Source organism: Pseudomonas sp. Lb2C2 (assembly GCF_052112205.1).
Classification (GTDB): domain Bacteria; phylum Pseudomonadota; class Gammaproteobacteria; order Pseudomonadales; family Pseudomonadaceae; genus Aquipseudomonas; species Aquipseudomonas kilonensis.
Genome location: NZ_JAUTYW010000008.1, coordinates 184,954 through 199,227, shown reverse-complemented (window position 1 = coordinate 199,227; position 14,274 = coordinate 184,954). Strand labels below are relative to the sequence as shown.

General features: G+C 62.1%; 13 protein-coding genes. 12 read left to right on the top strand and 1 reads right to left on the bottom strand.

Annotated features, from left to right (window positions below):
- Positions 1-134: 134 nt before the first annotated feature.
- Together Q7F16_RS24055 and Q7F16_RS24050 are read left to right on the top strand one after the other, a co-directional pair.
- Complete coding sequence (locus tag Q7F16_RS24055) at positions 135-353, top strand: tautomerase family protein (protein ID WP_079304175.1); 219 nt, start codon at positions 135-137, stop codon at positions 351-353.
- A 41-nt stretch (positions 354-394) separates the two neighbouring features.
- Entirely contained in the window at positions 395-898 is a 504-nt protein-coding gene (locus Q7F16_RS24050; protein WP_409556603.1) for a DoxX family protein, read from the top strand.
- A gap of 60 nt (positions 899-958) precedes the next feature.
- On the opposite strand, the gene Q7F16_RS24045 is transcribed toward Q7F16_RS24050, so the two are convergent.
- Entirely contained in the window at positions 959-3,184 is a 2,226-nt protein-coding gene (locus Q7F16_RS24045) for a TonB-dependent receptor (protein ID WP_409556602.1), read from the bottom strand.
- 245 nt (positions 3,185-3,429) lie between these two features.
- On the opposite strand from Q7F16_RS24045, the gene Q7F16_RS24040 reads away from it, so the two are divergent.
- The 10 genes from Q7F16_RS24040 to Q7F16_RS23995 all read left to right on the top strand — a co-directional run bounded on the left by Q7F16_RS24040 (position 3,430) and on the right by Q7F16_RS23995 (position 14,257).
- Complete coding sequence (locus tag Q7F16_RS24040; protein WP_409556601.1) at positions 3,430-4,656, top strand: MFS transporter; 1,227 nt, start codon at positions 3,430-3,432, stop codon at positions 4,654-4,656.
- A gap of 85 nt (positions 4,657-4,741) precedes the next feature.
- Complete coding sequence (locus tag Q7F16_RS24035; protein ID WP_018600473.1) at positions 4,742-5,257, top strand: sigma-70 family RNA polymerase sigma factor; 516 nt, start codon at positions 4,742-4,744, stop codon at positions 5,255-5,257.
- Positions 5,258-6,235: a FecR domain-containing protein gene (locus Q7F16_RS24030; RefSeq protein WP_409556600.1), complete on the top strand. Its 978-nt coding sequence runs from the start codon at positions 5,258-5,260 to the stop codon at positions 6,233-6,235. It begins immediately after the preceding gene.
- A gap of 99 nt (positions 6,236-6,334) precedes the next feature.
- Positions 6,335-8,746 carry a TonB-dependent siderophore receptor gene (locus tag Q7F16_RS24025; RefSeq protein ID WP_409556599.1) on the top strand — a complete coding sequence of 804 codons (2,412 nt, stop codon included), beginning with the start codon at positions 6,335-6,337 and terminating at the stop codon, positions 8,744-8,746.
- Positions 8,747-8,810: 64 nt separating this feature from the next.
- Positions 8,811-9,998 (top strand): ABC transporter substrate-binding protein, encoded by a 1,188-nt coding sequence (locus Q7F16_RS24020; protein ID WP_409556598.1) that lies wholly within the window; start codon positions 8,811-8,813, stop codon positions 9,996-9,998.
- The gene (locus tag Q7F16_RS24015) at positions 9,995-11,056 is read left to right on the top strand and encodes a FecCD family ABC transporter permease (protein WP_409556597.1); all 1,062 of its coding nucleotides are present in this window, start codon (positions 9,995-9,997) and stop codon (positions 11,054-11,056) included. Before Q7F16_RS24020 ends, Q7F16_RS24015 begins: the two co-directional genes overlap by 4 nt.
- Positions 11,050-11,805 carry an ABC transporter ATP-binding protein gene (locus tag Q7F16_RS24010; RefSeq protein WP_409556596.1) on the top strand — a complete coding sequence of 252 codons (756 nt, stop codon included), beginning with the start codon at positions 11,050-11,052 and terminating at the stop codon, positions 11,803-11,805. The genes Q7F16_RS24015 and Q7F16_RS24010 overlap by 7 nt, the downstream gene beginning before the upstream one ends.
- Positions 11,806-11,896: 91 nt before the next feature.
- On the top strand, positions 11,897-12,214 hold the full coding sequence (locus tag Q7F16_RS24005) for a MipA/OmpV family protein (RefSeq protein WP_409556595.1): 318 nt from the start codon (positions 11,897-11,899) through the stop codon (positions 12,212-12,214).
- The gene (locus Q7F16_RS24000) at positions 12,214-12,900 is read left to right on the top strand and encodes a response regulator transcription factor (protein WP_409556594.1); all 687 of its coding nucleotides are present in this window, start codon (positions 12,214-12,216) and stop codon (positions 12,898-12,900) included. Before Q7F16_RS24005 ends, Q7F16_RS24000 begins: the two co-directional genes overlap by 1 nt.
- A gap of 13 nt (positions 12,901-12,913) precedes the next feature.
- The gene (locus Q7F16_RS23995; RefSeq protein WP_409556593.1) at positions 12,914-14,257 is read left to right on the top strand and encodes a sensor histidine kinase; all 1,344 of its coding nucleotides are present in this window, start codon (positions 12,914-12,916) and stop codon (positions 14,255-14,257) included.
- Positions 14,258-14,274: the final 17 nt, after the last annotated feature.

Genomic DNA, 14,274 nt, shown 5'->3' with positions numbered 1-14,274 from the left:
AGACGGCCGATTGTTCACGTACGTTGAATGCTGATGCCAACCCAGAGGGATTTATTCCAAGGGCGGAAAGGAGAAAGATGCGCGCCAGGGGTCTTCGCCCTGCCGCATCTTTCTCACACCCACGGAGTCGATCCATGCCATTTGCCAACTACAAATTCCCCGAAGGGATCCTGGACCACGCTCGCAAAGAAGAAATCATCCATCGCACCACAGAAATGTTCGTCGAGTACTTCGGCGAGGGAGTCCGTCCGTTCACCATGGTGCTGGTCGAAGAGGTGGCAGACGGCGGATGGGGGCGCGGTGATGAAACGCTGACGCTGGCGAAGATGGGACTGCCTGCCAAAGGACAATAGCGCCTTCGGAGTATTCGAAAGACCTATCGACGTCATGCACAGTGCTTCAAGCAACCCTGCCAAGGATTCCCCATGACAACTCAAGACCTATCATCGCTGCGCTGCGCTGTGGACACGGCGTCGCCCGCTTCGAACCTTACCTGTACGCCGTGCTGCGGACCATCTTCGCCGTGGTCCTGTTTACCCACGGCTTGCCGAAGGTTCTGCGCACCGCCCACGGTTCGATGGCTGATCCAATGAGCGCGTCGATCAACCTCATCCAGAACGTGATGGGACTGCCTTTCGCTGCACAGCTTGCCTTCCTGGTCATGCTCCTGGAGACGGTCGGCGCGCTCATGCTGGCGATGGGGCTCGGCACGCGACTCGTCGCCCTGCTGATCGCCATTGAGATGGTTGCCATCAGCTACGCGCTGGGGCCGACATGGCCCTGGATAGATCGAGGCATCGAGTTTCCGGTGCTGATGGGATTTCTTGCTCTCTACGTCGTCGCGCGCGGCGGCGGAGTCTATTCATTGGAGGCGCGCTGGGGCACGCGCCTGCGATAGAAATGGCTTGGAGGATACGAGCGTGGGTGGCCCTTTGTTTGAACCACCCTTGCCCTACTCTCAGAAATCGACCGTGGCCGACAACTGCAGGGTACGCGGCGAGCCTGGGGAAAAGGCACCGTAAGAGGCGACACCCGACCAGTATTCGCGGTCAAAGACGTTCTGGACCGTGGCCCTGAACGTCGTCGGCCGACCTTCGATCTTGGTGGCGTAGCGAGCACCCGCATCGAAGCGAGTCCAGGCATCCAACTCCTGGGTGTTGGCCTGGTTCACGTATTGGCTGCCGGTGTAAATCGCACCGCTGGTGAGGGTAAAGCCCTCCACCCAGGGGGTGTCCCATTCAGCCCACAGGTTGGCTTGTACCTCAGGCACGCCCACCGGTTTATTGCCACGGTTGGCCGCGGTGGCGGAATCCGTCAGCTCGCCATCGAGCAATGTCACGCCGCCCATCAAGCGTGTGCCGGGGGCCACTTCACCGAACACGCTCAATTCCACGCCACGGTTGCGCTGTTCTGCCTGCACCGAGAAAACATCGCCCGCACCGATTTCACCACTGGGCTTCTCGATCTGGAACAGCGCCAGGGTAGTCATGAAGGTGCCGTGCTCATACTTGACACCAATTTCGTGCTGCTTGGATTCGTAAGGTGCAAACGTTTCGCCGGCATTGCTCGCGTTACCTGGCGCGACGTCACCTTTACTCAGCCCCTCGACATAGTTGTAGTAGAGCGACACGTCCTCCCAGGGCTTGACCACCACGCCGAGCATCGGCGTGGTGGCGCTGTCGTCATAACGGGAACTGACCGAGCCGGCGGCATTGTAATTGCGCGATTCGATGTTTTGCCGGCGCAGCCCCAGGGTCAATTGCAGACGGTCATCCAGTACCGACAAGGTGTCGGTCAAGGCGAAGCCGGACAACTGCGACTCGGAAATGCGCAGCACCTTGGGCGCATTGATGGCAGGCTTGGGCACGTCCACCGGGTGATAAATGTTCGAACGGATCTCGGGCCCGTTGGTGATGCCGCGGGACAGTTCATCCTGATACGTGGTCGCCATCAAGGTGGTCGTGTGGGTGACCGGGCCAGTGTCGAACACCCCGCGGATCCCCACGTCGGCGGTGGAGCGGTCCACGTTGAATTTGTAGTACCCGGGCGTGTTGCTGGTATCACCGGCACTGTTGAGAATTCTGGGCACCTGGTCGGACATCCGCTTGACGTCCGACCGACCGCCGCCGGCGTGGGCAAACACCGTGACCGCGTCCGTCAGGTCGTATTCACCACCGAGCAAGGCCGACTGCTCCTTGGTGTCCGACCAGCCCCATTTCTGCGACGTGTTGGTACGGCCATTGGGGGCAGACGGAATCTCAACGCCGGGCGCGACGGTGAATGGTCGCGAGGCGCCGTCGAAGTTTTCCTTCTGGCTGATGAAGTCGAGGTTCAAGCGCAAGCGCTCGCCTCGATAATCGAAGGCGATCGCCCCGATATTGACTTCGCGTTCCTGGTCATCGACGGCCGTGTCGCCGCCTTGAAGACTGCCGTTGAAACGCACGCCGAACTGGTTTTCCGAGCCGAATCGACGGCTGAGATCCAGATGCCCGCCCACTTGGGAATCCGACGCGTAGCTGCCGGTAAAACGAGTCAGGTCTTCGTCCAACGGACGCTTGGGGACGATATTGATCACCCCGCCCACACCACTGTTCGGAGAAATTCCGTACATCAGCGCGCCCGGCCCCTTGAGCACTTCGACCCGTTCGGCGTAGTCGGTAAACACCCGGTAGTTGGGCGCCACGCCGTATACGCCATCGTAGGCCAGCTCGCCGAGGTTACCCTCGCCGATTGGAAAACCGCGAATGAAAAACGAGTCGACGATGCCGCCCACCTGGCCCGTCGAGCGCACCGAAGGGTCTCGCTGCAAGGCATCGGCCACGGTCACGGTTTGCAGGTCGGCCAGGGTCTTGGCGGTGTAGCTGGTCACGCTGAACGGTGTGTCCATCACGTCCTTGTTGCCCATCATCCCCAAGCGTGCACCGCGCGCCACTTGACCACCGGCCAACACGGGTGGCAGTGCGCCTGGGTTGTTGCCGGTACCGGTGATAGTGGTCGCATCGAGGGTCAAGCCTTGCCCGTTGCCGATCACCGCAGCGTTCGAGATTTTATCGGCAGCGGGCTCCTGCCCGGGGGTTGCTGCCCAGGCGGTGGCGCTTCCTGCGACCAGAACGAAACTCAGCGTGGCGGTACGAATCGCGACGGATAACGCAGACTCACCACAAGGTCGACGTGCAACAGACATGGCTTAAGGATCCTTTCCAACGAGAGAAAATGGTAATCACTCCTATTGCCAGTCGACCTGCGGAAAAGTATCACCTCCCGGGTTTTATTTTTTCAGGCTGCGCCAAAGCACTCACGCATACCGACGCTGCTGCGGTATCGACACCTTGCAACCTCTCTCGCAGCCGGGCATCTTGCCGACCCTGTCATCGCCTGCAGCGCACGCTGCCCTACCCGCTTGCTGGCGTTTAACCACCGAGGCTGATCATGTCCCACACCGGTGTCGTCCAGGGTTCGAACGTCAGAGTCCTGATTTATCTTCTGTTCGCGATCCAGCTCATCTCCATGGGCGCGATGGAAATGAGCGGGCCATTCTGGCCGGTTCACCTGCGCGGGCTGACGTCCTCGGCGTCGGTTTTCAGCTTCGCCAGCATTGCCGTGTATGTCGGGCCGATGCTGGGCATCATGCTGACCAGCGCCTTTTGGGGCCGTATCGGTGATCGCTACGGCCATAAGTGGATGATGATCCGCGCCCTGGCAGGCTTGTCGCTGACCCAGCTCGGCCTGGCGCTGTGCAGCGATATCTGGATCATTCTGGTCCTGCGTTTCTTGCAGGGCGCCTTTGCCGGATACATCGCCCCGGCGCAGGCCTACGGCGTCAGTATCGAAGCCCCGTCGCGGCGAGCGCGGCTGTTCGCGATCCTGCAAATATCCACCAATGTCGGCTCATTGCTCGGCGCAGTAGTCGGTGGGCTGATCCTCGACTACGCGACGTTCTTCTGGATCAACCTCACCGCCTCGGCGTTGTGCGCAGTGTGCACAGTGGTGGCCGCCGTGACCTTGCCGGATGTACCACCCGTGAAGAAAGTCCCGGCCAGACAGGCCCCGGCAGCGACGAGCCGTACCGACAGTATCTGGCGAGGATCGCCGTTGCTGTCGTTGTTATGCGTCATGGGCATTCTGCTGTTGGCGCGGATGCTGCCGCAAACGTCATTCGCCTTGTATGTGAGCGCGGTATTCGACGTCAGCAACTCGCTCGTCGGCCTGTGCTACGGCTTGCTGGCGCTGGGTTTCATTCTGTCGGCCACGGCCTGGTCGCGCTATTTCGAGCACCGTACCCAGCAGCAAACCTTGCAGCGCATCCTCTACATCGTGCTCGGCTGTATCGCCCTGACCGCCCTGGCGGGAGTCACGCGCAATGTCATCGTATTTGTCATTGCCTACTTCATCTGGGGCGTGCTGCTGGGTGCCACCACGCCAGTGCTGATGGCCCTCATCTCGAAATCCGCCGACAGCTCACGACAAGGCCACGTGCTGGGCATTGCCCAGGGCACCACGCAATTCGCTTCGATCGCGGGCATTTCGATCGGTGGATTGCTCAGCCAGGTCTACGGGTTGCAATACACCTACCTGTTCGTTTGCCTGGCCTATGTGCTGGCGCTGATCCCCGTCATCGCATTGCGTTACAGGCCCGCGAGCCTTCCGCATAGCTGAAACAGGGTTGCTGAATGTCGCTTGCGTCGCGGGCAAGTTGTCCATTAGCATTGGGAATACTTCTCAATTGCAAAAAGCTGCAGCCATGAGCGAAACCCTGCCCGCGAACAACGACAATCATCTGCGCGTGATCGAAGCGCTGTACGCTGGTCATCATGGCTGGCTGTACGCCACGCTGAAGAAAAAACTCGGCAACGCCATGGATGCGGCGGACCTGGCGCAGGACACCTTCACGCGCATTCTTGCCTCGCAAGTCACCGCCATCGACCAACCCCGGGCCTACTTGAGCTGCGTGGCCAAGGGCATCCTCGTCAACTGGTATCAGCGCAAGGCCCTGGAACGAGCCTACCTGGAGGCGCTCGCGCATTTGCCGGCCCAGGAAGTGCCGTCCCCCGAATTGCGTTTCCTGGTGCTGGAAACCCTTCACGACATCGACGCCATGCTCGACACCCTTCCTGCGCCGGTCAAACGGGCATTCCTGCTGTCGCAGATCGGCGGCCTGAAATACGACGACATCGCCCAGCAGTTGAACGTCTCGCTGATCACGGTCAAACGCTACATGAAGCAGGCGTTCGTGCAGTGCCTGATGCTGGTGGACTGAATGCTCACCCGTCGCCATGAGCCACCGCTCGACCCCAAGGTCCTCGAAGAAGCCGCCGAGTGGCTGATGCGCTTGAGTGAACGCGACCTCAGCGACAGCGAGCGCGCCGAATGGGAGTGCTGGAGAGTCAGCAGCCCCGAGCGCGGCCGCGCCTGGTCCCGCGCGCAGATGTTGCAAAACAAGCTCGGCGGTTTGCCACGCTCGTTGGCGATGTCGGCGCTGGACCGCCCGAGCAGTCCCGAACGGCGCGCGGCCCTCGGCAAACTGGCGCTGCTGCTGGCAGTCGTTCCCGCCGGTTGGGGCAGCTGGAAACTGGCGCAATCGCAGCAATGGTCCGCCGACTACCGCACCGCCGTTGGTGAGCGTCGTGAGTTGACGCTGGCCGACGGTTCTCACATCACCCTCAATACCGGCACGGCCATCGACGTCCTGTTCGACACCCACCAGCGGCTCATCCAGGTGCGCGAAGGGGAAATCCTGGTCCAGACCGCACCGGATCCTTCGTCACAGGCCCGTCCCTTCCTGGTCAGTACCCGCGAGGGTCGGATGCAGGCCCTGGGCACGCGGTTCACCGTTCGCGAACAGCAATCGCGCACCCATCTGGCGGTACTCGAAGGCGCTGTGCGGATTGAACTGGCCGATGCTCGCCAGGCCGCGCCGATCATTGTCAACGCCGGGCAGCGCACTGACTTCTCGTCCCAGGCCTTTGGTCGGTTGACCCCGACAGATCGCAACGTCGGCGCCTGGACCCAAGGCATGCTGATGGCCGACAAGATGCGCCTGGCGGATTTCGTCGCCGAGTTGGCGCGCTATCGCCGAGGCTTCGTGCGCTGTGACCCGGCCATCGCCGAGCTGCGTGTTTCCGGTGCGTTTCCTATCAGCGACACCCAGCGCACGCTCAACATGCTGGTCCAGACCTACCCGGTTCTCGTCACCGGCCACTTGAGCGGTTACTGGCTGACGCTCACCCCAGCCTGACCCCACAGAAAATAGTTGCTGCGCAGGTGATACTTTTTTTGATCTCGACTGGCAAAGAAAGGAATAACCATTTCATCTCGTCCATAGGGTCATCCATCCATGCTCGTTGCACGGCCCCTGCGTCCGGATCGTCTGTCCAAGCCCGTCATTCGCAGTGTGCTGTTGAGCCTTGCCTTGAACACGCTCATCGGATCGTTCGCCTTGGCCGCCGTGCCTGTGCAACTGGAAGCCATCGCCCCCCGAACCTATGACATCGCCCCCGGGCCGCTCGGCGCCGCCCTGTCGAGCTTTGCGATCACCGCTGGCATTGCCTTGTCGTTCCAGCCCTCGATCACCGAAGGCCTGGTCAGCCCGGGACTTTCCGGCATCTACACCGCAGCGCAAGCACTCACACGCCTGCTGGCCGACAGCGGCGTGGAGATGGTTGCACGTGACGATGGCAGTTACACACTGGTGCTGCGCCAGGTGTCCTTGCCGGCGATCACCGTCGATGCCGCCGGCAGACGCAGCACCAGCCTGCCGCCCAGCTACTCCGGCGACCAGGTCGCCCGCGGCGCACGCCTTGGCCTGCTGGGCAATACCGACGTGATGGACGCGCCTTTCAGCGTCAGCAGCTACACCTCGACAATGATCAAGGATCAACAAGCGGTCACCGTGGGCGACGTGCTGGAGCGCGATTCTTCGGTGCGCTCCACCGGCCAGGCGGGCGGCATTGTCGACTCGTTCTTCATCCGAGGTTTTCCAGTGGGGGAAGGCAATCTCGGTGAATTGGCCTTCGACGGTGTGTACGGCGTAGCGTCCAATTACCGGGTGTTCACCGAGTACGCCGAGCGTATCGAACTGGTCAAGGGCCCTGGCGCCCTGTTGTATGGCATGTCGCCCAACAGCGCCGTGGGCGGTGTGATCAACGTGGTCCCCAAGCGCGCCCTCGACGAGGACCTGACCCGATTCACCAGCCGCTATGCCATGGACTCGCAACTGGGCGGCCACCTCGACGTCAGTCGGCGTTTTGGTGACGAACGCCGGTTCGGGATCAGGATCAACAGCAGCCTCCAACAGGGTGACACGGCCATCGACAAGCAGTCCCGAGCGGTCGGCACCAGCGCCATCTCCTTGGATTACCAAGGGGATCGCCTGCGCACCACCCTGGACCTGATCAACCAGAAGGAAACATTCGACGCCGCATCACGGCCCTTCCTGATCGCCCCCAACGTGCAGATTCCTTCCGCCGCCAACGGACGCACCAGCGTCAGCCAGGACTGGGGACGCTCCGAAGCCCGGGACAAATCGGCGTTGCTGGGCGGTGAGTATGACCTCAGCGATCACCTGACCCTGTTTGCCCACGCCGGCGGCGGAAAATCCGAGGTCGAGCGCATGTCCGACCAGACCCCGACCCTCATCAACGCCGCTGGCGATACGTCATCAGAGCCCGGTTATTACAAATTCAAAGTCCAGCGCTACACCGTCGACGCCGGCGCGCGCCTGGGCTTCGACACCGGACCGGTCAGCCACCGCGCGGTACTGCAAGTCAGCCGTTATCGCGATGAATTGTCCCGGGGGATTATTTCCGGCCCCGCCGTCCTTTCGAACATCTACCACCCGATTGACCAACCCCGGCCCAGCCTCGCAGAGCCCCGTACGCCGAAAGTCTCCGCGAGCGAACTGTCGGGCGTCGCCCTGGCCGACACCTTGTCGGTGTTCGACGAACGCCTGCAAGTCACCCTCGGCCTGCGCCAGCAGAACATCCAGTCGGACAACTACAACACCGCCGTCGTCACCCCGTCCTACGACCAAAGCAAAACCACGCCACTGCTCGGTATCGTCGCCAAGCCCTGGGACCATGTCTCGCTGTACTACAACTACGTTGAAGGCCTGAGCAAGGGCGACATCGCGCCGTCCGCCGCCACCAACGCCGGGGAAGTTTCCTCACCGTACATTTCCCGCCAGCAAGAGATCGGGGTCAAGGTCGACTACGACAGCTTCATGGCCACCCTGGCGCTGTTCCAGATCAAGAAGCCCAGCGGCGAATTATCGTCCGGGGTGTTTTCGGTCCAGGGCGAGCAACGCAACCGTGGCGTGGAACTGAACCTGTCGGGCGAGATAGCCCGGGGCACACGCCTGCTCGGCGGCGTGACGCTGCTCGATGGGGAACTGACCAAGACCGGCGTGGCCACCAATCGCGGCAACAGACCGGTGGGCGTCCCCAAGGTCCAGGCCAATCTCTGGGCCGAGTGGGACACCCCGGGCATCGAGGGGCTGACACTGACCAGTGGCGCAATCTACACCGCCCGCCAATACGTCGACCAAGCCAATACCCAGGCACTGGATGCCTGGACCCGCTTCGATGTCGGCGCCCGCTATGCCACGCGCATTGCCGAGCGGCCCACGACCTTTCGCGCCACGGTGCAGAACGTGTTCGACCGCGCGTATTGGTCAGGTGTCGCGTCCTATGGCGCGTTCTCCCAAGGCGCACCGCGCACGCTGCTGTTGTCCGCCACCGTTGATTTCTGAAACGCCCGCTCCGCAGCGGCGCCGTGCGCCGTTGTCCGGTCCGGCTTTTGTAAAGGCATGAACCATGGTTACCGTTTTTCGCCGCCGTCACACCCTCACCGCACTGCTGTTCGCCGGGCTGCTCGGTGTGTCATTTCTTTCCCTGACGCCACGCCCTGCGCTTGCCGCCGATGCGGATCCAGCCCTGGGCACCGTGACCGACCTGCTCGGGCGCCAGGTCAAGGTTCATCTTCCCGTTCGACGGGTCATCCTCGGCGAAGGCCGCCAGCTGTACCTGGTCGCGGCGCTGGACACACAAAACCCCATCGAACGTATCGTCGGTTGGCGCAAGGACCTGATCCAGTCCGATCCGGACACCTACGGCGCCTACCTGCGCAACTTTCCCGACATCGCCAGGATCCCGACCTTTGGCGGGTTCGAGGACGGCACCTTTGACATCGAGCAGGCGATCTCCCAGCGTCCGGATGTGATCATTCTCAATATCGAAGCCCAGCACGCCACCGAGGACGCGCGCTACATCGAAAAGCTCGATGCCTTGGGCATCCCGGTGGTCTACGTCGACTTTCGCAACAACCCGATGAAAAATACCGAGCCGACCATGCGCCTGTTCGGCCAACTGTTCGGCAAACAAGCCCGTGCCGAGGCCTTCATCGAGTTTCGTAACCAACAGATTCGGCGTGTCACCGACGTCATTGAAGCGCACCACCCCGCCCGGCCAAAGGTCTTCATCGAGCGCATCGGCGGCTACACCGATGATTGCTGCCTGAGCTTCGGCAACGAGAATTTCGGCCTGTTCGTCGAAATGGCCGGTGGCGAAAACATCGCCAAAGGCATCATCCCCACCACGTTCGGCCAGTTGAATGCCGAGCAAGTGGTGGTCGCCAACCCGGCGCAGGTGGTGATCACCAGTGCCAACTGGGAAGCCTTTGCTCCCGGTGGCCATTGGGTCGGCGTCGGCCCGGGTGCGGACATGGCCCAAGCCAGGAAAAAACTCGCGTGGTACACCCAGCGACCGGCTTATGCCGGCATCAAGGCCCAGGACGACCAGGCTTTCCACGCCATTTGGCACCAGTTCTACAACAGCCCCTATCAGTTCGTGGCCATTCAGCAATTGGCCAAATGGTTTCACCCGACGTTGTTTGCCGACCTGGATCCGGATGCCGCGTTCCGCCAATTGCATGAGCAGTTCTTGCCGGTACCTTATGAGCCGGGCTACGCCGTCAGCCTGCGCCCGGCAGAGGTCACGCCATGAGCTCGCTGAACGAAACCCTGGTGGTTCAACGTGACACCTACCGGCGCCTGGTGCTGCGCAAGCGCCTCATCCTCGGTGGGCTCGCGCTGCTGCTGATCTGCAGCGTCCTGCTGGATCTGGCCCTCGGGCCGGCGCGCTACAGCCTCGACGAAGTGCTGGGCGCGTTGTTTTCGCCAGACAGCGCATCGCCCCAGGTGCGTGTGGTGATGTGGGACATCCGTTTGCCCGTGGCGCTGATGGCCGTTGCGGTCGGCGCCGCGTTGTCGCTGGCCGGCGCGCAGATGCAGACGATCCTCAACAACCCGCTGGCCAGCCCGTTCACCCTGGGAATTTCCGCCGCCGCCAGTTTCGGTGCGGCCATGGGGCTGGCGTTTGGCGTGGCCCTGTTCCCGCTGGCGGCACAGTACATGGTGCCGGTGAATGCGTTCATCATGGCCATGCTGTCGGCCTTGCTGATCCACTTCCTGAGCCTGCGCCGCGGTGTCAGCGCCGAGACCATCGTGCTGCTCGGCATCGCCCTGGTGTTCACCTTCAACGCGCTGTTGGCACTGGTGCAATTCTTCGCCACCGAACAAGCCGTGGCCGCCGTAGTGTTCTGGACGATGGGCAGCCTGACCAAAGCCACCTGGCCCAAGCTCGGGGTGATCTGCCTGGTGATCCTGGTCACCCTGCCGATTTTCGCCCGCCGCGCCTGGGCTTTGACCGCGCTGCGCCTGGGGGATGACAAGGCCGCGAGTTTCGGCATCAACGTGCGCAGCCTGCGCTTTCAAACGCTGATCATGGTCAGCCTGCTCGCCTCGTTCCCGGTGGCCTTTGTCGGCACCATCGGCTTCATCGGCCTGGTCGGCCCGCACATCGCGCGAATGCTGATCGGTGAAGACCAGCGGTTCTTCCTGCCAGCGTCTTTGTTGACCGGTGCATTGATTCTGTCCGCCAGTTCGGTGATCAGCAAAACCCTGATCCCCGGCGCCATTTTCCCCATCGGCGTGGTCACGTCGCTGATCGGCGTGCCCTTCTTCATTTCCTTGATTCTCGGCGGGAAGAAAAACTCATGGTAACGATCCAGCTGGAGAACCTCGGTGCCCGCTACGGCCAGCGCACGATCATTCATGGCGTCACCACGGCAGCCTTTGTCGGCGGTCAGGTGGTGGCGGTGGTCGGCCCCAACGCGGCGGGTAAATCCACCTTGTTCAAACGCATGGCCGGATTGATCGAAGGTCCTGGACAGGTGCTCTTGCAGGGTTCGAAAAAGGGGCCGCAAGGCATTAGCTACATGCCCCAGGGCTTGAACGCCAGCGCCCGGCTGACGGTGTACGAGTCGGTTCTGCTGGCGCGCAAGCAGCTCACGCCGGGCTGGGTCGTCCATGATGATGAGCTGAAGTTGGTGGACGACATTCTCGCCGCGCTGGGCATCACCGAATTATCGTTCCGCAACCTCGGTGAGCTCAGCGGCGGGCAGCAGCAACTGGTGTCGATCGCCCAGACCCTGGTGCGCGAACCGGAAATCCTGCTGATGGATGAACCGACCAGCGCCCTGGACATGCACCGGCAGGTCCAGGTGCTGGGCTTCATGCGTGCCCTGGCGCGCAAGCGCGAAGTCATTGTGTTCATCGCCACCCATGACCTGAACCAGGCGCTGCGCTTCGCCGACCAGGTGCTGGTGATTGCCGACGGCACCGCCCAGGGCAGCGGCCCGAGCGCTGAGGTGATTACCGAGTCGATGCTGCGCAAGGTCTACAAGGTCGAGGCGCGGATCGAACGATGCAGCCGCGGACAGCACCACATCCTGATCGACGATATCGTTTGAGCACACATCCGGGCCTTTCGCCAAAGGCCCGGGCTGCCGGGACCTAAGATCAAGCCTTCGGCAGATATCGGTAAGTATCCGGTAAGAGAACGTGCTCGACGATAGGCATGCGCTCGGCGAACCCATCACGCTCACGCTCCAAGTCACGGCGATGTGGCAGGACAAAAAAAACGTCGATTATTATTTTGGCGTGCGCGACAGTGAGGCCCGCATCGATCGCGCGGCCTATGAGGGCAAGCCTGCCCTCAATAGCGAATTTGGCCTCCGGGGAAACGACATGTTCGATCAGCACCACTCTCTGCTCCTCGCTATCAAGGCGACGCGCCTCGCCCGTGAGATCAAGGGCAGTCCGCAGGCAGACAGTTCTACCGAAAACAGCGCGCTGTTCGGCGACCTGTACCGCTTCTGATGAGCCGCATTCTGCTGGTCGAGGACCACGAACGATTGGCGCACCTGGTTTGCACGGGCCTGGCGAATGCGGGGATCGCCGTCGATGTGATCAACCGCATGGATGGCGCGTGGACGGCCATCCAGCGTGTGCCCTACCAGGCGCTGATCCTCGATCGCGGCTTGCCGGACGGCGACGGGCTCGTCTTGTTGAAGCGTCTGCGCAGCGCCGGGCTTGGCATACCTTGCCTGGTGCTCACGGCACGGGATGCCCTGCATGATCGGGTACAGGGGCTCGATGCTGGCGCGGATGACTATCTGCCCAAGCCGTTCGCCATGGATGAAATGGTCGCGCGCGTGCGAGCGTTGTTGCGACGCCCCGTGGACTGTCGCCCACTGGCGCCCAGCCATGGCGACCTGAGCCTGCAGCCCGACACCGGCAGCATGTGCTGCGCCAATCAAAGCATTGCCCTGGCACCGGCGGAAATGCAGATCATGTTGCTGCTGTTGCGCAAACCTGGGGAGATCGTCCGCCGTCAGACGATAGAGGCAGCAGGCTGGGGCTTGAGCGAGGCGGTCACGCCGAACGCCCTGGACGTGGCCCTTCACCGTATCCGCCGCAAGCTGCTTGCCATCGGCTCCCACCAACGCATTGTCAACCTGCGAGGTCTTGGTTATGCGCTGCGCCAGGTCGACGTGGCTGAGTAGTCTCAGATTCAAGGTGCTGCTGGCTTATATTGCCGGCGTGGCGTTGAGCATCCTGCTGATCGTGTTGATGGCCCTGGCCCTCGTCACCTCACAGAGCGACATCCTGCTGGTCATGAACATAACCGAGCGCACCCAGGAGTTGGCGCAAAAACTCCAGTTCGATCCTGCTGGACGCCCGGTCGGATTCGACCGCAGCGAGGCCGATCGAGTCTGGACCTATGAAAGCATGCAGCAGGACATCGGATACCGCGTGCTGGACACCTCGGCAAACGTGGTCCTGACGTCCACCGATACAACCTTCTGGCCTGCAAGCACCGCGGTGCGCCCTTCAGAGCACGAACCGTTCAAGTTCAAGCGCGAGGGCATTCTGATGTATGGCGCCACCGCGCCGGTCGAACACGACGGCAAGACCTGGTTCCTGCAGCTTGCCGTCAGCGAACGGCTGATGGACCTCTTCCACGGCGCATTCGCGTTGCCATTCATGGGGGCCGGCATCGTCCTGTTCAGCCTGGTGATGCTCTTCGTCTTTGCCGCCTGCGCCTATATCACCGTGGGCTATACGCTCAAGCCCTTGCGCGAGGTGTCCGAATCGGCCGCGGCCATCTCGCCTCGCTCCCTGCATTCACGCTTGCAGGTCAGCAGCATCCCGTCCGAAGTCGTGCCACTGGTGGACAGTTTCAATCGGGTCCTCCAGCGCCTGGAAAATGGCTACCGGATCCAGCAGGAATTTCTGGCAACCGCGGCGCACGAGCTCAAGACACCGCTGGCGCTGATACGCGCGCAAATCGAATTGATGGAAGACAGCCACGACCGCAACGCGCTGCTCAACGACGTCGCCCACATGACCCGTCAAGTCCAGCAACTGCTGCTCCTGACCGAAGCCAGTGAGGCCCAGAACTATCTATTTGCCGAGGTCGAACTGGCAGATGTCGCGAGGGAGGCCACCGACTATTTGCAGCGCATGGCCGAAGCCGTCGACGTACGTCTGGTGCTGGCCCAGGCCCCTATCGCTGCTGACCCATGGCAGGCGGATCGCAGCGCCCTCTTCACCTTGTTGAAGAACCTGCTGGAAAACGCCATCCAACACGCCCCTCAAGGCACTGAGGTGCGAGTGGAAATTGGCAAGGACAACCTGAGCGTACGCGACTGGGGCCCCGGGGTGGATCGGGAGCAACTGCCACACCTGTTCGTTCGTTTCTGGCGCGGGCCCCATCGCCGCGACCATGGCGCCGGCCTGGGCTTGACGATCTGCCAGGAAATCGCCCAGGCCCATGGCTGGACGCTCTCAGCCAAGAGAGCAGAGCCTGGTTTAGTACTTCAATTGTCCCGACGGGGGTCTGCCCCCCACAGCGATTGAGGCCCAGGGTGGGCCGT

Bases quoted from the DNA above. Each gene is read 5' to 3' on its own strand.
- Q7F16_RS24020 (WP_409556598.1), top strand. From the start codon at position 8,811: ATGGTTACCGTTTTTCGCCGCCGTCACACCCTCACCGCACTGCTGTTC.
- Q7F16_RS24040 (WP_409556601.1), top strand. From the start codon at position 3,430: ATGTCCCACACCGGTGTCGTCCAGGGTTCGAACGTCAGAGTCCTGATT.
- Q7F16_RS24025 (WP_409556599.1), top strand. From the start codon at position 6,335: ATGCTCGTTGCACGGCCCCTGCGTCCGGATCGTCTGTCCAAGCCCGTC.
- Q7F16_RS24055 (WP_079304175.1), top strand. From the start codon at position 135: ATGCCATTTGCCAACTACAAATTCCCCGAAGGGATCCTGGACCACGCT.
- Q7F16_RS24015 (WP_409556597.1), top strand. From the start codon at position 9,995: ATGAGCTCGCTGAACGAAACCCTGGTGGTTCAACGTGACACCTACCGG.
- Q7F16_RS24030 (WP_409556600.1), top strand. From the start codon at position 5,258: ATGCTCACCCGTCGCCATGAGCCACCGCTCGACCCCAAGGTCCTCGAA.
- Q7F16_RS24035 (WP_018600473.1), top strand. From the start codon at position 4,742: ATGAGCGAAACCCTGCCCGCGAACAACGACAATCATCTGCGCGTGATC.
- Q7F16_RS24000 (WP_409556594.1), top strand. From the start codon at position 12,214: ATGAGCCGCATTCTGCTGGTCGAGGACCACGAACGATTGGCGCACCTG.
- Q7F16_RS24045 (WP_409556602.1), bottom strand. From the start codon at position 3,184: ATGTCTGTTGCACGTCGACCTTGTGGTGAGTCTGCGTTATCCGTCGCG.
- Q7F16_RS24010 (WP_409556596.1), top strand. From the start codon at position 11,050: ATGGTAACGATCCAGCTGGAGAACCTCGGTGCCCGCTACGGCCAGCGC.